This is a genomic window from Nitrosospira multiformis, assembly GCF_900110185.1.
GTDB lineage: Bacteria > Pseudomonadota > Gammaproteobacteria > Burkholderiales > Nitrosomonadaceae > Nitrosospira > Nitrosospira multiformis_A.
This window is the reverse complement of the sequence record NZ_FOCT01000002.1, coordinates 153,947-175,216: the sequence shown is the minus strand read 5'-3', so window position 1 is coordinate 175,216 and position 21,270 is coordinate 153,947. Positions and strand designations below refer to the sequence as shown.

Here is a 21,270-nt window from a genome sequence, read left to right as displayed (position 1 = left end):
TATTTGCTGTATCATATAACGTTAAGTTTGCTTTGGAAACCTACGTCGCCGCGATGCGCGCAAGAATTATCACGTTGGCTGTTTTGCTGCTCGCGGGGTGTTCATCGGTTCCTTCCTTGCTCTACAAGATAGAGATTCAGCAGGGTAATGTCATTACCCAGGAAATGGTGAACAAGCTGAAGCCCGGCATGACTCGTTCGCAAGTACGCTTTGCGCTGGGCTCACCCATGATCAGCGATGCGTTCCATGAAAATCGCTGGGATTATCTGTACCGGTTTGAGCAGAGAGGAAAGTTGGTCGAGCAGAGAAAGCTCACGATCTTTTTTGAAGACGATCATCTGGTGCGTATCGATGGTTCGTTCACTGCTCCGGTTGCCTTTCTTCAGTCTCAACCTCAGGCGCCGGAGGCAGGTACTTCGCCTGAATCAACCGTAGCGCCCGGGGAGGCAGTCATGGAAAAGAGCGCCAGTTCGGTCCCGGCTCAAGTGCCCCCCGAGGTGCCGCTTGCAGCGCCTCTTTCAGCACCTCCTTCGGCGTCCATTTCGGCCGGCACTGAAACAATGGGCACTGTGCCCATCTTGCCCGCATTGCCTGCCTCACCCCCTCCTTCCCCGGCGGCATCTCTCTCAGCCGGTTCGGCCGAAGTTTCTTCGAGTGCTGCTCCAGAGTCACCCTTGCCGGAGAAACCGGGGCCCCGGCAAGTACCCTCGCGGGCGACGGATACCGGAATTATGGATGCGGATCAGCCAAAGGAATAGGATAATTTTGCAAGTCAGTTTATCAGACAAGGAATGTCGACATTGAATATTGCTGTGGCTGGAAGTTCCGGGCGCATGGGACGCGCCTTACTGGAGGCCGTTGAACGGGCTCCGGACATGCGCTTGAGCGCCGCTCTCGAGCGAAGCGGGAGTCCTTATCTTGGAAAGGACGCAGGAGAGTTGATCGGGGCGCCCTGCGGTATTGAAATAACCGATAACGTCGATACGGCGCTTGATGGAAGCGGAGTGCTGATAGACTTTACCCGGCCGGATGGGACGCTGGTTCACGTTGCCCGCTGCCGTGAGAAAAACATAAAAATGGTAATCGGCACAACCGGCTTTTCGCCCGAGCAGAAAGAAGCGCTCTGGATTGCCTCTCGGGACATTGCCATCGTGCTGGCGCCTAATATGAGCGTGGGCGTGAATGTCACTCTGAAACTGCTGGAGACGGCGGCCAGGGTCCTGAATGAGGACTATGACATAGAAATTATCGAGGCTCATCACCGCCACAAGGTGGATGCTCCTTCCGGCACTGCGTTGCTGATGGGCGAGGTGGTGGCAAAAGCTCTGGGTAAAGGACTTTCCGAGGTCGCCGTTTACAGCCGCGAGGGCCATACGGGTGAGCGGGTGGCAGGTTCCATCGGCTTTGCTACCGTTCGCGGCGGAGATATCGTAGGGGATCATACCGTCATGTTCGCGGGAACCGGCGAACGTATCGAAATTTCCCATAAGGCAAGCAGCCGGGCGACATTTGCCGAGGGTGCGTTGAGAGCTGCCCGCTTTCTCGCGGATAAACGGAACGGCATGTTCGACATGCAGGACGTGTTGGGGCTGAGGCAGTAAGCGGCGGCTTCCGCCCTCGCATTCGTTTCGCATTCGTCCTCGCTTCCAGTGCATTCTCTTCCGAGTCCTCGGATCCTCGGGAAGTACCCCGGGGATTGAGTGCACGGATGCAGCGGGGGGATCCGACGGAAATTTTCGATTTGTGAGAGGCGAATACGACAGCCCAGGTTTGGGAAGGCCTCTATAGGAGCAGGTGTCTTGTTCCTCATTCCTTGTTCCCTTACTGTCCCATTCCCGCTCCGCAAGGGATTCGTTGTGCTACACCGCCGGTTCATTGAAGCATCGTCCTTTTGGACGTATAATTTCCACATTTGAAGCGGCGCAAACGGAACTTCGCGTCGTTTCTGCCTTGTCCCAATTCCCAGGAGTCTTCGTGCCACAACATTCGTATGCCGTCCTTGCGCTTGCTGACGGCACAGTTTTTCGCGGCATGTCCATCGGCGCGGAAGGCATCAGCACAGGGGAGGTGGTCTTCAACACCTCGATGACGGGATATCAGGAAATTCTCACGGATCCCTCCTACTGTCGCCAGATCGTTACCCTCACTTATCCCCATATAGGCAATACAGGTACCAATCCGGATGACGTGGAGTCCGGCAATATCGATCGGGTATATGCCGCCGGGTTGGTGATAAGAGATCTGCCATTGGCTTCCAGCAACTGGCGCGAAACCCAGACGTTGCCGGAGTATCTCAGGCAGCAGGGGGTAGTCGCCATTGCCGACATCGATACCCGCAAGCTCACCCGCATTCTGCGGGAAAAGGGCGCTCAGGCAGGTTGCATCATCGCGGGTCAGCCGGACGAAGCGGAGGCGCTGAAGCTGGCCAGGGAATTTCCTGGCCTTGCCGGGATGGACCTGGCCAAAGTGGTAAGCTGCTTGCAGCCTTATGAGTGGAGCGAAGGGGAATGGCGGCTTGGGCAGGGTTACCCGGTTCAATCTCATCCCCGTTTTCATGTTGCAGCGATGGATTTCGGAATAAAACGGAACATTCTGCGCAAGCTCGCGCAGCGCGGCTGCCGAGTCACCGTATTCCCCGCGCAGACAACCGCCGACGAGATTCTGGCATCGCAACCTGACGGAATATTCCTTTCGAATGGACCGGGTGATCCCGAGCCTTGCGACTACGCTATCGAGACAACCAGAAGGCTCCTGGAAAAGGAAATACCGATTTTCGGCGTGTGCATGGGTCACCAATTGCTAGGGTTGGCAACAGGCGCTAGAACCATAAAAATGAAATTTGGCCATCATGGCGCCAATCACCCGGTTCAGGACCTCGAGACGGGAAAAGTGATCATAACCAGCCAGAATCACGGGTTTGCAGTGGATACGGCCACTTTGCCGGCAAATGCAAGAGTTACGCATTTATCTTTGTTCGATGGCAGTTTGCAAGGATTTGAGCTGGCAGGAAAGCCTATATTCTGCTTTCAGGGGCATCCGGAAGCGAGTCCGGGTCCGCACGACCTGGACTATCTGTTCGATAAATTTGCAGGATTGATGGAGAGCAAACGGACGAAAGCGATATGAAGCCGGGAAGTCGTCCGTCCTTTCCCGTTATCGTCCCTCCCACTTATGCCTAAACGTAACGACATCAAGTCTATCCTTATCATCGGCGCGGGTCCCATCATTATCGGGCAGGCGTGCGAGTTTGATTATTCCGGTGCCCAGGCGTGCAAAGCGCTGAGGGAAGAGGGTTATCGGACCATTCTGGTGAATTCCAACCCAGCCACGATCATGACGGATCCGGAAACGGCCGATGTGACCTACATCGAGCCTATCATCTGGCCGATGGTTGAAAAGATCATTGCCATTGAACGCCCGGATGCATTACTGCCCACCATGGGTGGACAGACAGCATTGAACTGCGCGCTGGACCTGGCAAAGAACGGTGTGCTGGACAAATACGGAGTCGAATTGATCGGTGCCTCGCGCGAAGCAATCGACAAGGCCGAGGATCGCGAAAAATTCAAGCAGGCCATGACGCGTATCGGCCTGGGTTCTGCGCGCTCCGCCATTGCCCACAGCCTGGAGGAAGCATTGCAGGTCCAGGCAATGGTGGGTTACCCCGCCATTATCCGTCCGTCATTCACACTGGGGGGGAGTGGCGGCGGTATCGCTTATAACCGCGAGGAGTTTCTCGAAATCTGCGAGCGCGGGCTGGAAGCCTCCCCGACGAGAGAACTGCTGATCGAGGAATCGGTTATCGGCTGGAAAGAGTTCGAGATGGAGGTCATACGCGACAGGAAAGACAATTGCATTATTGTCTGCGCCATCGAAAACGTCGATCCCATGGGTGTTCACACAGGCGACTCCATCACGGTTGCACCCGCGCAAACGCTGACCGACAAGGAATATCAGATCATGCGCGATGCCTCCATAGCGGTCCTGCGCGAAATCGGAGTTGAAACCGGCGGTTCCAACGTGCAGTTTGCCATCAATCCGGAGGACGGGCGCATGCTCGTGATTGAAATGAATCCTCGGGTTTCACGCTCATCTGCACTGGCTTCAAAAGCCACGGGGTTTCCCATTGCCAAGGTGGCAGCCAAGCTTGCCGTGGGTTACACCTTGGACGAACTCAGGAACGATATTTCGGGCGGCGCAATGCCGGCATCTTTCGAGCCGTCCATAGATTACGTCGTCACCAAGATACCGCGCTTTGCCTTCGAGAAATTTCCCCAGGCTAACGATCGGCTCACCACCCAGATGAAATCGGTAGGGGAAGTCATGGCCATCGGACGGACATTTCAGGAATCTCTGCAGAAAGCGTTGCGCGGGCTGGAAATCGGGGTTGATGGACTGGACGAAAAAACGACCGATATTGAAACTGTAGCGGCCGAACTGGCAGATCCTGGTCCCGAACGAATCTGGTATGTTGCGGATGCCTTTCGCTGCGGCATGGCATTTGATGAGATACATGCGCACACCCACATCGATCCCTGGTTTCTGACGCAGATAGAAGATTTGATACGGCAGGAACGATCGATTGCGGGAACGGCGCTGGAGGAGCTTGATTTTTCCACGTTCCGCAAGCTGAAACGCAGCGGCTTTTCCGACCGGCGACTTGCCCGGCTGATGAACGTGACACCCGAGGCGGTCCGCTCACGACGCCATCAACTCAATCTGCGCCCGGTGTACAAGCGAGTCGATACCTGCGCGGCCGAATTCGCGACCTATACGGCCTACATGTATTCCACTTACGAAGAAGAATGCGAGGCGCTGCCAAGCGATAATAAGAAAATCATGGTGCTGGGCGGGGGACCCAACCGCATCGGTCAGGGTATCGAGTTCGACTACTGCTGTGTCCACGCCGCCCTGGCTTTGCGCGAGGATGGTTTCGAGACCATCATGGTCAACTGCAACCCTGAAACGGTTTCGACCGATTACGATACGTCCGACCGTCTTTATTTCGAACCTTTGACGCTGGAGGATGTGCTCGAAATAGTAGCCGTCGAGAAGCCTTCGGGTGTCATCGTGCAATTCGGGGGCCAGACTCCGCTGAAACTTGCGCGCGATCTCGAGGCAAATGGCGTGCCCATCATCGGTACCAGTCCGGATATGATCGATTGCGCCGAGGATAGGGAACGTTTTCAGAAAATGCTGCACCAGCTTGGGCTGAAACAGCCGCCCAACCGTACTGCGCGCACGGCGGAGGAGGCATTCGCGGCGGCGGAAGAGATCGGTTATCCGCTGGTGGTACGCCCGAGCTATGTATTGGGCGGGCGGGCCATGGAAATCGTCCATGAGCAGACGCACCTGGAGCGTTACATGAAAGAGGCGGTAAAGGTCTCGCACGATTCCCCGGTGCTGCTGGATCATTTTCTGAACGATGCGGTGGAAGTGGACGTGGATGCGGTTTCGGACGGAGAGAACGTCCTAATCGGGGGCATCATGGAGCACATCGAACAGGCGGGCGTGCATTCAGGCGACTCCGCCTGTTCGTTGCCTCCCTACAGCTTATCCGCCCGGTTGCAGGACGAGTTGCGCCGTCAGACTGCGGCAATGGCGCGCGCGCTCAACGTGGTGGGGCTGATGAACGTGCAATTCGCCATCCAGAACGATATCGTCTACGTACTGGAAGTCAATCCGAGAGCGTCCCGCACGGTGCCTTTCGTCTCCAAGGCTACCGGCATCCCCCTGGCAAAAATATCCGCTCGTTGCATGACAGGGTTGAGCCTGGTTCACCAGGACAGGGTTCGTGAGGTAATTCCGGACTACTATTCGGTCAAGGAGGCGGTCTTCCCTTTTATCAAGTTTCCCGGCGTGGACACCATACTCGGACCCGAAATGAAATCTACCGGTGAAGTGATGGGAGTGGGGCAGACATTTGCCGAAGCCTTCGTCAAGTCCCAGTTGGCGGCGGGAGTGAAACTTCCGCGGAGTGGGAAGGTCTTCATAAGCGTACGCCAGGCGGACAAACCGCGCGTGGTTGAAATCGCCCGCAATCTTGCTCAGCTAGGGTTTACGCTTTATGCTACCCGGGGCACCGCCGCGGTTCTGAGTGCGGCAGGGCTGTCCGTGATGCCGGTAAACAAGATGTCGGAAGGACGTCCCCACATCGTAGACATGATCAAGAACGGGGAGATGGACCTGATCATCAATACAGTGGAAGACAAGCGGAGCGTCCATGACTCCTACTCGATTCGCCACGCGGTACTGCAGGCGCGGGTAACATACTATACTACGTTAGCCGGGGCGCGGGCTGCCTGCATAGGCATGGCAAACATGCAGGAATTGCATGCCTACGGGTTGCAGCAACTCCACGAATCGCGGGAGGCGGCCTTTCTGAACGCCGCTTCCTGAAGGGAGAACTTTGAATTTAAGTTTTGAATTGCCCGAGGAGGCCGTGCTCCGGTATAGCAATATCGAACAACAGGCACACCCGATCCAAAACAGGTAGCAGAAGAGACTATGAGTACAATTCCCTTGACAGTGACAGGCGCGGGAAAACTGCGCGCCGAATTGCATGAGATGAAAACGGTTCAGCGACCCGCCGTGATTGCGGCCATTGCGGAAGCTCGATCCCATGGTGATCTTTCCGAAAACGCCGAATACGAGGCGGCCAAGGAACGTCAGGGTTTTATCGAAGGACGTATTGCTGAGCTTGAGAGCAAGCTCTCCAATGCACAGATCATCGATCCGACGACGCTGGATGCGGATGGAGCCTGCGTATTCGGTGCAACCATCGATCTGGAGGATGTCGAGTCTGCCACAACCGTTACTTATCAGATTGTCGGGGATGATGAAGCGGATATCAAGGAGGGAAAGATTTCCATCAGTTCCCCTATCTCTCGCGCTCTGATAGGCAAATATCCGGGGGATGTGGCTGAAGTGATGGCGCCCGGCGGGGTGCGGGAGTATGAAATTCTCGATGTGAGATACATCTGAGGAGGTTCCCAGGCGCGGGAGCCGGGAACTCCTGTACTTTTTACCTTGAATTTGAATAACTTGAATATATAGATCCTGTCCGAATGTGTTCTCGGCGGAGCGCGTTCCTCTGGATGCGGATAGGGAATCCACATTAGCCCACGATCGGAGCGGCCAAGGCCAATGGGCACTTCGGTTGATTCATTGCCAGTGGATTCACCCCCGGTTTGGTTTGCTTCAGTTCTTTGTTTTTTCGGGCTCAGGACGGTAAATCACCAGCATCTTGCCGATGTGCTGCACAGGTGCAGCGTTGAGGCGTCCGCAAATTTTCTCCAGTAACGCGTTTCGTATTTCCCAGTCGTCACTCGCCACTTTGATTTTGATCAGTTCGTGGCTTTTAAGTCGCTGATCCAGTTCGTTCACCACGTTGTCCGATAAACCCGCTGCGCCTATCCAGACGACCGGCTTGAGGGCATGCGCGCGAGCCTTGAGCCCACGTCGGAAATCTGGAGTAAGTGCTAACATATCTTCTTTCACGACGATCATTTTACGCGATGAAGCGGACCAAAACCAGCAAGGCCTGGATGAAGGAGCATGTGAATGATTTTTTTGTCAAGCAGGCGAAAAAGGAAGGCTACCGCTCACGCGCGGCCTATAAGCTGATGGAGATCGCCGAACGCGATCACTTGTTCAAGCCGGGCATGACAGTGGTAGATCTTGGCGCCGCTCCCGGCGGTTGGTCGCAGGTAGCAGCGGAGAAGCTCATGGGCAAGGGTAGAGCGGTTGCTGTGGATATCCTGGAAATGGCGCCCATATCCGGCGTAACCTTCATTCAGGGAGATTTCCGCGAAGCGTCTGTCCTGGCCGAATTGAAGGAACAATTGAAGGATTTGCCCGTTGACCTTGTAATTTGCGATATGTCACCTAATATAACGGGCATAGGGATAATTGATCAAACGCGTGGCATGCATCTGGCGGAGTTGGCTCTCGAGTTTTGTACCGAGCGGTTGAACTCTGGCGGCAACTTCCTCGTCAAAGTATTTCAAGGTTCTGGTTTTGACGAGTTTTTTCGCGCGATGCGCGCTACATTCGATCGGGTAGTAACACGTAAACCCTTGGCATCACGGGGTCGGAGCAGCGAAATCTATTTGCTGGGGCTGGGGAAGCGGGATTAGACATTCCAGGTTCGGATGCCAACGCAAGTAAAATATAAGGGGCTGCGAGGTTGCAAATCCCCACGCGACCCTGGAGGCTGGTAGCAGGGATAACGGCTATTCTAAATCTAGAAATGGGTTTAGAATGAAACATTCGAGTATTTTGACGGCGCAAGCCAAGGAGCTACTTTGAACAATCTCATTAAAAACATGGCCATCTGGCTGGTGATTGCTCTTGTGCTGATGACAGTGTTCAATCAGTTCAGTACACGGCAATCGGGGCAAGCACCGATGGAATATTCCCAGTTCATCGACGAGGTGAAGCAGGGCAGGATCGCCAAAGTAACTATAGAAGGTCGCACGCTGAAGGGTACGAAAACCGATGGCAGACGTTTTACGACGTACACGCCCTCGGACCCGTGGATGGTGAGCGATCTGCTTAAGGCGGGCGTCATCATAGATGCCAAGCCGGAGGAGGAACCTTCTCTCCTGATGAATATCTTCGTTTCCTGGTTCCCCATGCTTCTGCTGATCGGGGTATGGATTTTCTTCATGCGGCAGATGCAGGGCGGGGGTCGTGGCGGCGGTGCCTTTTCGTTCGGGAAAAGCAAGGCGCGCATGCTCGACGAATCCACCAACCAGGTGACGTTTGCCGACGTTGCAGGTTGTGAAGAAGCCAAGGAGGAGGTTTCCGAACTGGTGGAATTCCTGCGCGATCCCAGCAAGTTCCAGAAACTGGGAGGGCGTATCCCGCGCGGCGTGTTGATGGTGGGAAACCCGGGTACGGGTAAGACGCTCCTGGCGCGTGCTATTGCCGGTGAAGCCAAGGTCCCCTTCTTCAGTATCTCGGGCTCTGATTTTGTGGAAATGTTTGTGGGGGTAGGTGCAGCCAGAGTGCGCGATATGTTCGAGCAAGCGAAGAAGCATGCTCCCTGCATTATTTTCATCGACGAGATCGATGCGGTGGGGCGTCAACGTGGCGCGGGTCTCGGTGGTGGCAATGATGAGCGCGAACAGACGCTCAATCAGTTGCTGGTGGAAATGGATGGTTTCGAAGGCACTGCGGGTGTGATTGTCATCGCAGCTACCAACCGTCCGGATGTGCTCGACCCTGCGCTGTTGCGTCCCGGTCGTTTCGACCGGCAGGTGACGGTGCCGCTCCCCGATATCCGGGGCCGTGAGCAGATATTGCACGTGCATATGCGCAAGGTACCGATCGCCCCCGATGTACATGCCGAAACCCTTGCCCGTGGAACCCCGGGGATGTCCGGAGCCGATCTCGCTAATCTGGTGAATGAGGCGGCCCTGTTTGCTGCGCGCAGCAACAAGCGGCTCGTCGACATGGAGGATTTTGAGCGGGCCAAGGACAAGATTTTCATGGGTGCAGAGCGCAAATCTGTTCTGATGCCGGAACGTGAGCGGCGCAACACTGCTTATCATGAATCCGGGCATGCGGTGGTTGCCCAGTTGTTACCCAAGACCGACCCGGTACACAAGGTTTCCATTATCCCACGGGGGCGGGCACTGGGTGTGACCATGCAACTGCCGACCGAAGACCGTTTCAGCATGGACCGTGAGGAAATCCTGCAGAATATTGCGGTCCTGTTCGGCGGCCGTATCGCCGAGGAAGTCTTCATGGGCCAGATGACGACCGGCGCATCCAATGATTTTGAGCGTGCGACAGAGATGGCGAGACGCATGGTCACCCAATGGGGCATGTCTGATTCGCTTGGCCCGATGGTTTATGGCGAGAACGAGGGAGAGGTGTTTCTGGGTCGTTCCGTCACAACCCACAAGAATGTCAGCGAAGCGACCATGCAGAAGGTGGATATAGAAATTCGCCGCATCATCGATACGCAGTATAGTCTGGCGCGCAAGCTGATCGAAGAAAACCGCGATAAGATCGAGGTTATGGCCAAAGCGCTGCTGGAATGGGAAACCATAGACGCGGAGCAAATCGGCGACATCATGGAAGGCCGTACGCCCCGGCCTCCCAAGCCAAACAGGACTGCTCCAACGCCGCCCAAGGATAATGCACCCCCCGCGGCGCCTGCGCCTACAGCGACACCCGCGCAGGAAGCTTAGGCAAGGAAGTTACTGTTGAACAGTAAACAATGAAAAAGGCGGGACGAACCCGCCTTTTTCATCCGTTCTTTTTGTCCCATCTTTTTCGTCCCATCTTTTTCATACCGTCTTTTTCCGGTTCATAGAAAAGAAAATTACTCCGCAATGGGTGAGTCTCGGTGTCACCATCTTCTATCCCGCCTGTAGAAATTTTCAGGCGCCCTCATCGCCCTCTTGTAATGGGCGTTGTCAATATAACTCCTGACTCCTTTTCGGATGGCGGCTTGTTCGCTTCGACTGAACATGCCCTGAGTCATGCTTTCCATTTGATGGAAGAAGGGGCAGATCTGCTGGACGTCGGCGGTGAATCAACGCGTCCTGGCAGCACCCCGGTTTCTGTCGAAGAGGAATTACATCGGATTATCCCGGTAGTGGAAGAACTGGCAAACCAGAATGTGCAGGTTTCGGTCGATACTTCCAAACCCGAAGTCATGCGAGCTGCCATCGCCGCGGGGGCCGTGATGATTAACGATGTGAGGGCACTGCAGATCCCGGGTGCGTTGGAGGCGGTCGCAGAAGGAGGTGTGACGGCTTGCCTCATGCATATGCAGGGTGAACCCGTCAATATGCAGGTCAATCCCCAATATGATGAGGTAGTGCAGGATGTCAAGGCTTTTTTGAAGCGGCGTCTGGAGGCTGCGCAAGCCGCAGGTATTCCGCGGGAGCGACTGATAGTCGATCCGGGCTTTGGTTTTGGTAAAAACCAGGTTCATAATATCGAATTATTACGCCATCTCGATCAGTTCCTCGATCTTGGAGTACCGATGCTGGCAGGTCTCTCGCGCAAATCGATGCTCGGAAAAATCACGGGCAGTGACATAAATAACCGGATTCATGCCAGCATAGCGGCAGCACTGATAGCGGCGATGAAGGGCGCGGCCATCCTCCGTGTGCATGACGTCCGGGCAACCCGGGATGCGCTGGCCGTTTACAATGCCGTTTACGACCGAGGCTGTGCACGGGAGAATGCATCATCCGCTCACTTCACGGTGGAAACCCTCAGTTGAATTCAATTCATTTCGATAACCAATGGATTTCTTCCAATGACAAGAAAATATTTTGGAACTGACGGCATACGCGGACGCGTAGGAGAAGCGCCTATTACCCCCGAATTCGTGATACATCTGGGTTATTCTGCTGGAAAGGTTTTGACTTCCTCGGATTGGCATCTTTCAAAAGGAGAGCGCCCGGCAGTATTGATCGGCAAGGATACGCGCATATCGGGCTATATGTTGGAATCAGCGTTACAGGCAGGGCTTTCCGCAGCCGGGGTGGATGTCCTGCTTTCAGGCCCAATGCCCACTCCCGCGGTTGCTTATCTCACCCGCGCCCTGCGTTTGCAGGCAGGCATCGTCATTTCGGCTTCCCACAATCCTTTCGAGGATAACGGCATCAAGTTTTTTTCTGCCCTCGGGACCAAATTACCCGATGCGACCGAGCAGGAGATTGAAGCGGGATTGAATGCGCCTCTCAAGGCAATGCCGTCGGCGCAGCTCGGAAAAGCGCGGCGCGTCAATGACGCAAGAGGACGCTATATCGAGTTCTGCAAAAGCACTTTTCCAAATCACCTCGATCTGCGGGGTCTGCGGATCGTGGTCGATTGCGCCCACGGCGCCACGTATCAGATCGCCGGTCCTGTACTGCATGAACTGGGCGCCGAAGTGGTTGCGATTGGAATCCATCCCGACGGTCTCAATATCAATCACGAGTGTGGGGCGACGCATGGCGCCACCCTGCAGGAAGCAGTCCGGCATCATCAGGCAGATATCGGAGTAGCATTGGATGGGGATGGCGATCGCGTAATCATGACCGATGGCGAGGCCGTGCTTTACGACGGCGACCAGTTGATCTACCTCATCGCGAAACATCGAAAACAAAACGGCCTGCTCAAGGAGGGGGTGGCAGGTACGCTCATGACGAATCTGGCGATTGAAAACGGGTTAAAGAAACTGGATATTTCTTTTGCGCGCGCGAATGTCGGCGATCGCTATGTGCTGGAACTGCTGCAGAAAAAAAATTGGCAGCTGGGCGGCGAAGGTTCCGGCCACATTATCTGCCTCGACAAACATACCACCGGTGACGGAATCATTTCGGCACTACAGGTACTCTACGCGATACGTGATTCCGGCAAGACCTTGGCCGAGCTAGCATCGGACGTGACGCTCTATCCGCAGCAACTGATCAATGTCAGGGTGCCCAAGGGATTTGATGCGCACAACAGCCTGGCCATCAAAACCGCTCAGTCAGAGGCCGAACGCGATCTCGATACCACGGGCCGGGTGCTTCTGCGGGCCTCGGGTACGGAACCATTGATAAGGGTAATGGTAGAAGGTGAGTCCGGGCAGAAAGTCAAATACTGGGCGGAGAAAATAGCGGAGGTTGTGCGAAATGCGGCGGCAGACGAGAGATCGGTTGAAAGGGCCGTGCCGAACTGAATCAAAGGACATCTTCCCTCTTCCCCCGGTCAAAGTTTTTTCTACCCGTTCTTTTTGGGAAAATTAATTCATGGAGGAATCCACCTTATCTGCTCTGGTTGCTCCGGGCACAGGATGTCACAAAAACGCAATAATCATGACCTAGCATGGCAGCTGAAAAAAAAGCATAGTCTGTTTAATTGAACGGGGAATGAAATGTTGAAATCATTGAATCGGATGGGACTGACAAAGTCAGCGGTGCTGGGCGCAGTGTTTAGTGCCGCCAATATAGGTATGATTGCCGGTGCGAATGCGGCGGGGCTGGTTAAGATAGATGGCTCGAGCACTGTTTTTCCCATTACCGAGGCGGTAGCGGAAGATTTCCAGAATGCGAAGAAAGGGGCGGTAAGAGTAACCGTCGGTATCTCCGGTACTGGTGGAGGTTTCAAAAAATTCTGCCGCGGCGAAACGGATATCGTGAATGCTTCCCGTCCCATTCTGCAGAAGGAAATGGAGGAATGCAAAAAATCCGATATCCAGTACGTTGAAATGCCGGTAGCATTCGATGCGTTAACGGTGGTGATCAATCCCAAGAATGACTGGGCAAAAACGCTTACCGTCGCCGAGCTGAAGAAGATCTGGGAACCCGAGGCACAAGGTAAAATCATCAAATGGAACCAGGCAAATCCGGCATGGCCCGATGAAAAACTGAAGCTCTATGGAGCGGGTGCCGATTCGGGCACCTTCGACTACTTTACCGAAGCGATCGTAGGCAAAACCAAATCCAGTCGAGGGGATTTCACTGCTTCCGAAGACGACAACGTACTGGTACAAGGGGTCGCCAGCGACAAGAATGCGCTGGGTTTTTTCGGTTTTGCCTACTATGTTGAAAATCAGAAAAAGCTCAAAGCGGTGGCCATCGATTCGGGAAAGGGTCCTGTGCTCCCCTCTGAAAAAACAGTGGAAGACGGCAGTTATCAGCCTTTATCCCGTCCGATTTTCATTTACGTGAATATCAAATCAGCGGAAAAACCAGAGGTCAGGGAACTGGTTGAGTTCTATATGAAAAATGCGCCGGCGCTGGTGAAAGAAGTCAAATTTTTTCCGCTGCCCTCGCAAGCCTATAGCACCAACCTTGAACATCTCAACAAAAAGAAGGTGGGAACCGTATTTGGCGGACGAACAGAAACGGGTGTCAGGGTAGAAGAATTACTCGAGCGCGAAGCGAGCTTATAACAGCAGGTCCAGCCAGGGACTCTTGATTCGGGATTCCCGTTTTGCACCAAGGATCCGAGTGCGCGGATGATGCACTGTCCGCGCATTCCTTTTTCCGTTCGCCTTGAAGTCTTCGCAAAATCCTCTCTAGCCCCAACCACGAAACCGCTTTTTCCGGCACGTCGCCGCCCCACCCCCCTCCGTGCCGCTGAATCCTGTAAAATCAGGATTTTTAGTCAATCTTACTTATCAAAGGGAGAAGCCGTGGCTGTGGTTCGTTTGCCGGATGGTTCGAAGCGTGTGTATGAGCATCCTGTAACGGTGGGTGAAGTTGCAGCTTCGATAGGCGCCGGGCTGGCTCGTGCTGCGCTTGCAGGCAAAGTGAACGGCAAGCTGGTCGACCTTTCCGCTCGTATCGAAAATGACAGCGACGTAGCCATCATCACGGAAAAGGATGCGGAAGGGCTCGAGATCATTCGTCATTCCAGCGCCCATTTGCTGGCGCATGCGGTGAAAGAATTGTTTCCGGAAGCGCAGGTCACGATTGGACCGGTAATCGAGGACGGCTTTTATTACGATTTTTCCTACAAGCGACCATTCACCCCCGAAGATCTGGCGGCAATCGAGAAACGCATGGCTGAAATCAGCGTGCGCAACCTGAAAGTCGAGCGGCAGGTTTGGGATCGATCCGAGGCAATCAATTTTTTCAAGAACCAGGGCGAACACTATAAGGCGCAGATCATCGAAGCCATTCCCGGCGATGAGGATGTTTCATTATATTCCCAGGGAAATTTCACCGATTTATGCCGCGGTCCCCACGTCCCCGCTACATCCCGTCTGAAAGTTTTCAAGCTGATGAAGCTTGCGGGCGCCTATTGGCGCGGCGATTCGCATAACGAAATGTTACAGCGGATCTATGGCACCGCATGGACCAATAAAGACGATCAGAATGCATATCTGCGCCGTCTTGAAGAAGCGGAAAAACGCGATCACCGCAAGCTTGGTAAGCAACTGGGTCTGTTTCACCTTCAGGAAGAAGCGCCTGGAATGGTGTTCTGGCATCCGAAGGGATGGGTCGTCTGGCAGCAGGTCGAACAGTACATGCGGGACATCTTCCGCAATAACGGCTATCTCGAAATCCGCACGCCCTCCGTACTGGACAAGGGTTTGTGGGAGCGTTCCGGACACTGGGAAAACTTCCGCGAGAATATGTTCGTGACGCAAGCCGAAGACAGGGAATTTTCCGTCAAGCCGATGAATTGTCCGGGACATGTGCAGGTGTTCAAGCAGGGGCTGAAAAGTTATCGCGACCTGCCGCTCCGACTCGCGGAATTCGGTTCCTGTCACCGTAACGAGCCCTCCGGAGCACTGCATGGGATTATGCGGGTGCGAGCTTTCACTCAGGACGATGCTCACATCTTCTGCACCGAGTCCCAAGTGCAAGATGAGGCCGTCCAGTTTATTGATCTGTTGCAGAAGGTTTACAACGATTTTGGCTTTAATGACATCCTGGTGAAACTTTCCACCCGTCCCGCAAAGCGCGTAGGTTCCGAAGAGCAGTGGGACAAGGCGGAGGAGGCGCTGCGATCCGCGCTGAATCACAAAAACCCCATCTGGGAACTGCAACCCGGTGAAGGTGCGTTCTACGGGCCGAAAATAGAGTTTTCGCTCAAAGATAGTATCGGTCGCATCTGGCAGTGCGGCACCTTGCAACTGGATTTTTCCATGCCGGAACGTCTCGGGGCAGAGTTTGTGGCTGAGGATAACTCCCGGCAGATACCGGTAATGCTTCATCGCGCAATCCTCGGCTCACTGGAGCGTTTTATCGGCATTCTTATCGAAAATCATGCGGGAGCACTGCCGCTATGGTTGTCGCCGGACCATGCAGTCGTACTGAATATCTCGGAAGGGCAGGCCGATTATGCCCGAGAAGTGACCGAAGAACTCAGGCGGGCCGGAATTCGAGCGTATGCGGACTTGAGAAATGAAAAAATAACTTATAAAATACGGGAGCATAGTCTGCAAAAACTGCCCTATCAAATCATCGTGGGTGATAAGGAAGTGGCAGCGCAGAGGGTGGCTGTACGTACCCGCACTGGCTCTGATCTTGGTCAAATGACATTGCCGGCGTTGGTGGACCGTCTTGAGGAAGAGATCCGCACCCGAGCCGGGGCGGCTTGATTCATTAACAGATTTTGGGAGTTACTATAGTTCAAGAAAAAGCAGCACGCATCAATTACGAGATTACTGCGCCTGAGGTGCGCTTGATTGGTGTAGATGGAGAGCAGATAGGTATAGTCCCTCTGGCAGCCGCCAACAATCTGGCGGAAGAAGCGGAGGTGGATTTGGTTGAAATCGCACCTACTGCCAAACCTCCCGTATGCCGCCTAATGGATTACGGGAAATTTCGGTATCAGGAAAGCAAGAAAAAGCACGAAGCCAAGCTCAAACAAAAACAGATTCAGATAAAGGAAGTCAAGTTTCGTCCCAATACCGACGAGGGTGATTACAACATCAAGCTGCGCAATCTGATCACCTTCCTGGATGAAGGCGATAAAGCCAAAATTACTCTCCGCTTCCGTGGTCGGGAGATGGCGCATCAGGAATTTGGAGTGCGGTTGCTGGAGCGGATAAAAGGCGATCTGGAATCGCATGCGGTAGTGGAGCAATTTCCCAAAATGGAGGGACGCCAGATGGTGATGGTGTTATCTCCACGAAAGAAAGAAATAAAGAACTCCAAAGAAATAAAAACCTCCAACCCAAAGGAAATAAAACCGAACACTGCCACCGAAAGCCAGCCTGAGCGGCACTAGCCCACTCATTTTTCACCGATTTCAGGTCCCGGTACCTGTACCCGTTGGATGGAAATCGGGAGATGCGAGGCAGGGATGTAGCGTCCAGGATGGAGAGGCAGGTATGGCAATTTCCTGTCGGTCTGACACAGTTTCATTTCATTGAAAACAAGTGATTCCAAGGTTTAAAGCGTTCCATTCGGGAACCACCTTGCATCATGTTAAAGCAGGAGCAAAGTAATGCCAAAGATGAAAACAAAGAGTGGTGCAGCAAAACGGTTTACGGTGAGAGCGGGCGGTACCGTGAAGCGCTCGCAGGCATTCAAACGTCATATTCTTACCAAGAAAACGACGAAAAGCAAGCGCCAGTTGCGGGGTGCCGTGAACGTGCACTTCAGCGATGTGGCGTCCGTGCGCGCCATGATGCCCTACGCGTAGGAGGAGACTGATATGCCAAGAGTGAAACGTGGTGTAACAGCTCACGCCCGCCACAAGAAAATACTGGACCTGGCGAAAGGTTATCGGGGTCGCCGCAAGAATGTCTATCGCGTAGCGAAGGAAGCGGTGATGAAAGCGGGGCAATATGCCTATCGCGATCGCCGTCAGAAGAAACGCGAGTTTCGAGCCCTTTGGATCGCCCGCATCAACGCCGCTGCCAGAGAGTGCGGTTTGTCGTACAGCGTGTTCATGAACGGCCTGAAGAAAGCCGAGATCGAGGTGGATCGCAAGGTCCTGGCGGATCTGGCTGTATTCGACAAGCCGGCCTTTGCAAAAATAGCGGAGCAGGCCAAAGCCAGTTTGGCCATTTAGAAGCGTTTTTGCAAGCCCGGCGTGAACTCGGGGCTTCATTCGCGCGTTTCCGGGATTAAAAGACTGGGAGGAGGCTGAGGCAAAACGCCTGGCCTCCTCTTTTCATATGCAGCGTCCAATTGATCAAACTGTTATTTGAATGACTCACCTGGATCATCTTCTTACTGAAGCAATTGAGCTGTTCAATCGAACAGAGGACATGGCCGAACTGGAACAGGTCAAGGCGCGATATCTGGGCCGGCATGGGCAACTGACCGAGCTGCTCAAGGGATTGGGCAAGATTCCGCCAGAAGAGCGTCCCGCAGTGGGAAGCCGTATCAATCAGGCGAAGGAGTCGCTGGAGGCAGCGCTGAGCCGCCGTCGTGAGGCGATACAGGAAAAGAAGCTGGAAGAGCAGTTAATAGGGGAAAAGCTGGATGTCACTTTGCCGGGACGCGGAACAGGAATGGGTGGGCTCCACCCCATCACGCTCGCGCTCGAGAAAATTCAGTCGCTGTTTCATTCTGTCGGATTCACGGTGGCTTCCGGCCCCGAAATCGAAACCGATTTTTATAATTTCACCGCGCTGAATATTCCAGAAAACCACCCCGCTCGCGCCATGCACGATACTTTCTATGTCGATGACGAAAACGGCGGCGCAGGCGCGCACCTGTTGCGAACTCATACGTCACCCGTTCAAATACGATACATGGAAAGCAATCCACCTCCCCTGAAGGTGATTGCGCCAGGGAGGGTTTACCGTTGCGATTCCGACCTGACGCATACTCCGATGTTCCATCAGGTGGAAGGTTTATGGATCGATGAAAGTGCCAACTTCTCGGCTTTGAAAGGCATCCTGTCTGATTTCATGCAGCATTTTTTCGAGCGCGACGATCTGCCAGTGCGTTTTCGTCCTTCTTTTTTCCCTTTTACCGAGCCTTCAGCCGAAATGGATATCGGTTGTGTAATGTGTAAAACCGGCTGTCGCGTATGCAGTTACACCGGGTGGCTGGAAGTGCTGGGCTGTGGAATGGTACATCCCAATGTCTTCAAGCATGTCAACATAGACAGCCAAAAGTATGTCGGCTTTGCTTTTGGTTTAGGCGTCGAGCGTCTGGGAATGCTGAGATATGGGGTAAACGACCTGCGACTGTTCTTCGAAAATGATTTGCGGTTCCTGAAACAGTTCAACTGAAACTCCTCAGGAATATAAAAAGAAAAAATATAAAAAATCCCCACGAAAAATAATGCATGGTGACGTGCGACGGGATTCAGATCACTTAAGAGTGACTGCGGAGCGATCTTTTGGTCGCAGGGTCAGTGTATGAGAAGAGTATCCAAAGCTGGATACAAGACCCTGGACGACGTTCATTTCTCTGCCGAACGATAAAATTTATGAAATTTTCAGAAAACTGGCTGCGTACCTTTGTAAACCCTCCCTTGTCGACGCGTGATCTTGCCCATGCACTGACGATGGCAGGACTGGAAGTCGAGAGCGTCGAGCCGGTCGCACCAGCCTTTGACAAGGTGGTGGTAGCGGAAGTGTTATCGGTGCAGAAACACCCCGATGCGGATCATCTTCAGATTTGCGAGGTGAAGGCCGATACCGCGGGAAATGATGAGCCGCTGCAAATTGTCTGCGGCGCCACCAATGTTCGCACCGGTATAAAGGTGCCATGCGCTCTTCCAGGAGCGCAATTGCCGGGCATGACCATAAAGCAGACCAGGATACGCGGAGTCGAATCCAGGGGAATGCTGTGTTCAGCCAAAGAACTGGGATTGGAGGATGCTTCGGCCGGCCTGTTGCTGCTTTCGCCCGATGCGCCGGTAGGAACAGATTTTCGGACATATTACGACCTCGAGGACAACCTTCTCGCTCTCAAACTCACGCCAAACCGCGGGGATTGCCTGGGATTGTCCGGCATAGCGAGAGAAGTGGCGGCAATCACTTCCCAAAATCTCCAATCCGTCGAAATCAAGCCTGTGTCAGCACAGATTGCCGAAACCCTGGCAATCCATGTGGACGCAGCTGCCGCCTGTCCACTTTACTGTGGTCGGGTAGTACGCGGCATTTCTCTTGATGTCGCTACCCCACAATGGATGGTGCAGCGACTGGAACGCAGCGGGTTGCGCGCTATCAACGCCGTGGTGGATGTGACCAATTATGTCATGCTGGAGACTGGTCAGCCCCTGCACGCTTTTGATCTTGCAAGGATACAGGGCGGCCTCGCCGGTTCCATTCACATCAGGTTCGCCAGCCAGGGGGAAAGTATCGAATTGCTGAATGGCGAGAACCTTGTGCTGCAACCCGATATGCTGGTTATCGCAGATGAGACCAAGCCGCTGGCGCTGGCGGGTATCATGGGTGGGAATGAAAGCGGGGTCACCTCAGGGGCCGTCGACTTGTTTCTTGAGAGCGCTTTTTTCAGGCCCGACGTTATCGCCGGCAAATCCTTCTCGCTCGGGTTCAGTTCGGATTCGGCCTATCGTTTCGAACGTGGCGTGGATTTTGGCGCCACGCGTGCAGCAATGGAGCGCGCAACTGACCTGATTCTGAATATCTGCGGGGGCAGGGCCGGGCCAATTACTGAACTCCGCGGAAGTTTGCCCACGCGTGATCCCATCCGCCTGGGTCTGGAGCGAGTGGGACGAGTGTTGGGTGTAGAGCTGGATGAAGGCCGCGTAGCGGAGCTGTTGCACCGACTGCAGTTCGGTTTTTTGAATACAGACGCGGTATTTTACGTGACGCCTCCCACTTACCGATTCGATCTTGCCATAGAAGAAGATCTGATCGAGGAGTTGGCGCGTATGTACGGATACAATCGTATAGCTGCGACCGTGCCGCGAGCGAAACTCGACATACTTTCTGCGCCCGAGACCCGCAGAACGCGATCAAGCCTGCGACAAATTCTAGTGGGACGGGATTACCAGGAAGTCATCAATTATGCTTTCGTCGAAACCTCGTGGGAAACAGAGTTGGCGGGCAACAGGACGCCTATCGCGTTGAAAAACCCTTTGTCCAATCAATTGGCGGTGATGCGCAGCAGCCTTTTGGGGGGGCTCATCTCTAATCTTCAGTTCAATCTTAACCGTAAACAATCCAGGATTCGCCTGTTTGAAATTGGCGGTTGTTTCCAGAAAGATGGACAGACCTACTCGCAACAGGAAAAGCTGGCAGGACTCTGCTATGGGGATCTCGTGGAGGAACAGTGGGGTTTGCCTGCCCGCTCCGTGGATTTCTATGATGCAAAAGCCGATATTGAGGCGTTGTTGTGGCCAGGGGAGCTTAGAGCCACTGCCGTTCGTCATCCAGCCCTGCATCCGGGCAAGTCTGCGGAGATTTCCATAGATGGTCGTATTGGCGGTTTTCTGGGGGAGCTTCACCCACGCTGGCAACAGAAGCTGGGGCTGGCTCGATCCGTCGTCCTGTTCGAATTGAACATGGATGTCCTGCTGGCGCGAACGCTGCCAAAGGCTTCAGAAATTTCCAAATATCCCCCGATCCGGCGCGATATCGCTGTGCTCGTGCCGAAGGATGTCAGCGTGCAGGAGATTCTGGACAGCATGCGGAGCGAGAAATTATCCATCATTTCTGAAATTGCGCTCTTTGATGTATACCAGGGGAAAGGGGTGGAAAGCGACAAAAAAAGTCTTGCATTCCGTATGTTATTACAAGATACTGAAAAAACTTTAACTGACGCACAAGCTGATCAGGTAGTCGCAAAGCTGATAAGTGTTCTTGAAAACAGGTTTGGAGCAAGACTGCGCAGTTGACCGGAAGATAGAGCACGATGTTTGAGAGTAATAAAAGTGAGAGGG

17 protein-coding genes are annotated in these 21,270 nt (G+C 54.0%); 16 read left to right on the top strand and 1 reads right to left on the bottom strand.

Translation table 11 applies throughout. The annotated features are described in order from the left end of the window. Positions 1-32 precede the first annotated feature (32 nt). From bamE to greA, 5 genes are all read left to right on the top strand, one after another. A complete protein-coding gene (gene bamE / locus BMY01_RS03080; protein ID WP_254772579.1) occupies positions 33-758 on the top strand; it encodes an outer membrane protein assembly factor BamE in 726 nt (241 codons plus the stop codon). Between the two features lie 33 nt (positions 759-791). Next, positions 792-1,601 carry a 4-hydroxy-tetrahydrodipicolinate reductase gene (dapB, locus tag BMY01_RS03075; RefSeq protein WP_074744195.1) on the top strand — a complete coding sequence of 270 codons (810 nt, stop codon included), beginning with the start codon at positions 792-794 and terminating at the stop codon, positions 1,599-1,601. Positions 1,602-1,974: 373 nt separating this feature from the next. Beyond that, the gene (gene carA / locus BMY01_RS03070; protein ID WP_074744557.1) at positions 1,975-3,126 is read left to right on the top strand and encodes a glutamine-hydrolyzing carbamoyl-phosphate synthase small subunit; all 1,152 of its coding nucleotides are present in this window, start codon (positions 1,975-1,977) and stop codon (positions 3,124-3,126) included. Between the two features lie 45 nt (positions 3,127-3,171). Beyond that, positions 3,172-6,399, top strand: a complete 3,228-nt coding sequence (gene carB, locus BMY01_RS03065) for a carbamoyl-phosphate synthase large subunit (RefSeq protein ID WP_074744193.1) — start codon at positions 3,172-3,174, stop codon at positions 6,397-6,399. Between the two features lie 108 nt (positions 6,400-6,507). Then, positions 6,508-6,984, top strand: a complete 477-nt coding sequence (greA, locus tag BMY01_RS03060) for a transcription elongation factor GreA (protein ID WP_074744191.1) — start codon at positions 6,508-6,510, stop codon at positions 6,982-6,984. Between the two features lie 216 nt (positions 6,985-7,200). On the opposite strand, the gene yhbY is transcribed toward greA, so the two are convergent. Further along, positions 7,201-7,488 carry a ribosome assembly RNA-binding protein YhbY gene (yhbY, locus tag BMY01_RS03055; RefSeq protein WP_074744189.1) on the bottom strand — a complete coding sequence of 96 codons (288 nt, stop codon included), beginning with the start codon at positions 7,486-7,488 and terminating at the stop codon, positions 7,201-7,203. A gap of 29 nt (positions 7,489-7,517) precedes the next feature. On the opposite strand from yhbY, the gene rlmE reads away from it, so the two are divergent. The 11 genes from rlmE to pheT all read left to right on the top strand — a co-directional run bounded on the left by rlmE (position 7,518) and on the right by pheT (position 21,225). Next, entirely contained in the window at positions 7,518-8,138 is a 621-nt protein-coding gene (rlmE, locus tag BMY01_RS03050; protein ID WP_074744187.1) for a 23S rRNA (uridine(2552)-2'-O)-methyltransferase RlmE, read from the top strand. Positions 8,139-8,306: 168 nt separating this feature from the next. After that, positions 8,307-10,202, top strand: a complete 1,896-nt coding sequence (ftsH, locus tag BMY01_RS03045; protein ID WP_074744185.1) for an ATP-dependent zinc metalloprotease FtsH — start codon at positions 8,307-8,309, stop codon at positions 10,200-10,202. A gap of 218 nt (positions 10,203-10,420) precedes the next feature. Then, on the top strand, positions 10,421-11,248 hold the full coding sequence (gene folP, locus BMY01_RS03040; protein WP_074744183.1) for a dihydropteroate synthase: 828 nt from the start codon (positions 10,421-10,423) through the stop codon (positions 11,246-11,248). A 36-nt stretch (positions 11,249-11,284) separates the two neighbouring features. After that, positions 11,285-12,676, top strand: coding sequence for a phosphoglucosamine mutase (gene glmM, locus BMY01_RS03035; protein WP_074744181.1), 1,392 nt, complete (start codon positions 11,285-11,287; stop codon positions 12,674-12,676). A gap of 195 nt (positions 12,677-12,871) precedes the next feature. Continuing rightward, on the top strand, positions 12,872-13,891 hold the full coding sequence (locus BMY01_RS03030; protein ID WP_139176680.1) for a PstS family phosphate ABC transporter substrate-binding protein: 1,020 nt from the start codon (positions 12,872-12,874) through the stop codon (positions 13,889-13,891). A 243-nt stretch (positions 13,892-14,134) separates the two neighbouring features. Continuing rightward, complete coding sequence (gene thrS / locus BMY01_RS03025) at positions 14,135-16,051, top strand: threonine--tRNA ligase (protein WP_074744179.1); 1,917 nt, start codon at positions 14,135-14,137, stop codon at positions 16,049-16,051. 14 nt (positions 16,052-16,065) lie between these two features. Further along, positions 16,066-16,683 carry a translation initiation factor IF-3 gene (infC, locus tag BMY01_RS03020; RefSeq protein ID WP_368086225.1) on the top strand — a complete coding sequence of 206 codons (618 nt, stop codon included), beginning with the start codon at positions 16,066-16,068 and terminating at the stop codon, positions 16,681-16,683. 219 nt (positions 16,684-16,902) lie between these two features. Further along, positions 16,903-17,100 carry a 50S ribosomal protein L35 gene (gene rpmI / locus BMY01_RS03015; RefSeq protein WP_074744177.1) on the top strand — a complete coding sequence of 66 codons (198 nt, stop codon included), beginning with the start codon at positions 16,903-16,905 and terminating at the stop codon, positions 17,098-17,100. Positions 17,101-17,112: 12 nt separating this feature from the next. Next, positions 17,113-17,472: a 50S ribosomal protein L20 gene (gene rplT / locus BMY01_RS03010; RefSeq protein WP_011379852.1), complete on the top strand. Its 360-nt coding sequence runs from the start codon at positions 17,113-17,115 to the stop codon at positions 17,470-17,472. A gap of 139 nt (positions 17,473-17,611) precedes the next feature. After that, entirely contained in the window at positions 17,612-18,646 is a 1,035-nt protein-coding gene (gene pheS / locus BMY01_RS03005; RefSeq protein ID WP_074744175.1) for a phenylalanine--tRNA ligase subunit alpha, read from the top strand. A gap of 200 nt (positions 18,647-18,846) precedes the next feature. Then, a complete protein-coding gene (gene pheT, locus BMY01_RS03000; protein WP_074744173.1) occupies positions 18,847-21,225 on the top strand; it encodes a phenylalanine--tRNA ligase subunit beta in 2,379 nt (792 codons plus the stop codon). Positions 21,226-21,270: the final 45 nt, after the last annotated feature.

Bases quoted from the DNA above. Each gene is read 5' to 3' on its own strand.
- dapB (WP_074744195.1), top strand. From the start codon at position 792: ATGTCGACATTGAATATTGCTGTGGCTGGAAGTTCCGGGCGCATGGGA.
- carB (WP_074744193.1), top strand. From the start codon at position 3,172: ATGCCTAAACGTAACGACATCAAGTCTATCCTTATCATCGGCGCGGGT.
- greA (WP_074744191.1), top strand. From the start codon at position 6,508: ATGAGTACAATTCCCTTGACAGTGACAGGCGCGGGAAAACTGCGCGCC.
- yhbY (WP_074744189.1), bottom strand. From the start codon at position 7,488: ATGTTAGCACTTACTCCAGATTTCCGACGTGGGCTCAAGGCTCGCGCG.
- rlmE (WP_074744187.1), top strand. From the start codon at position 7,518: ATGAAGCGGACCAAAACCAGCAAGGCCTGGATGAAGGAGCATGTGAAT.
- folP (WP_074744183.1), top strand. From the start codon at position 10,421: ATGGGCGTTGTCAATATAACTCCTGACTCCTTTTCGGATGGCGGCTTG.
- glmM (WP_074744181.1), top strand. From the start codon at position 11,285: ATGACAAGAAAATATTTTGGAACTGACGGCATACGCGGACGCGTAGGA.
- BMY01_RS03030 (WP_139176680.1), top strand. From the start codon at position 12,872: ATGTTGAAATCATTGAATCGGATGGGACTGACAAAGTCAGCGGTGCTG.
- rpmI (WP_074744177.1), top strand. From the start codon at position 16,903: ATGCCAAAGATGAAAACAAAGAGTGGTGCAGCAAAACGGTTTACGGTG.
- rplT (WP_011379852.1), top strand. From the start codon at position 17,113: ATGCCAAGAGTGAAACGTGGTGTAACAGCTCACGCCCGCCACAAGAAA.
- pheS (WP_074744175.1), top strand. From the start codon at position 17,612: ATGACTCACCTGGATCATCTTCTTACTGAAGCAATTGAGCTGTTCAAT.
- pheT (WP_074744173.1), top strand. From the start codon at position 18,847: ATGAAATTTTCAGAAAACTGGCTGCGTACCTTTGTAAACCCTCCCTTG.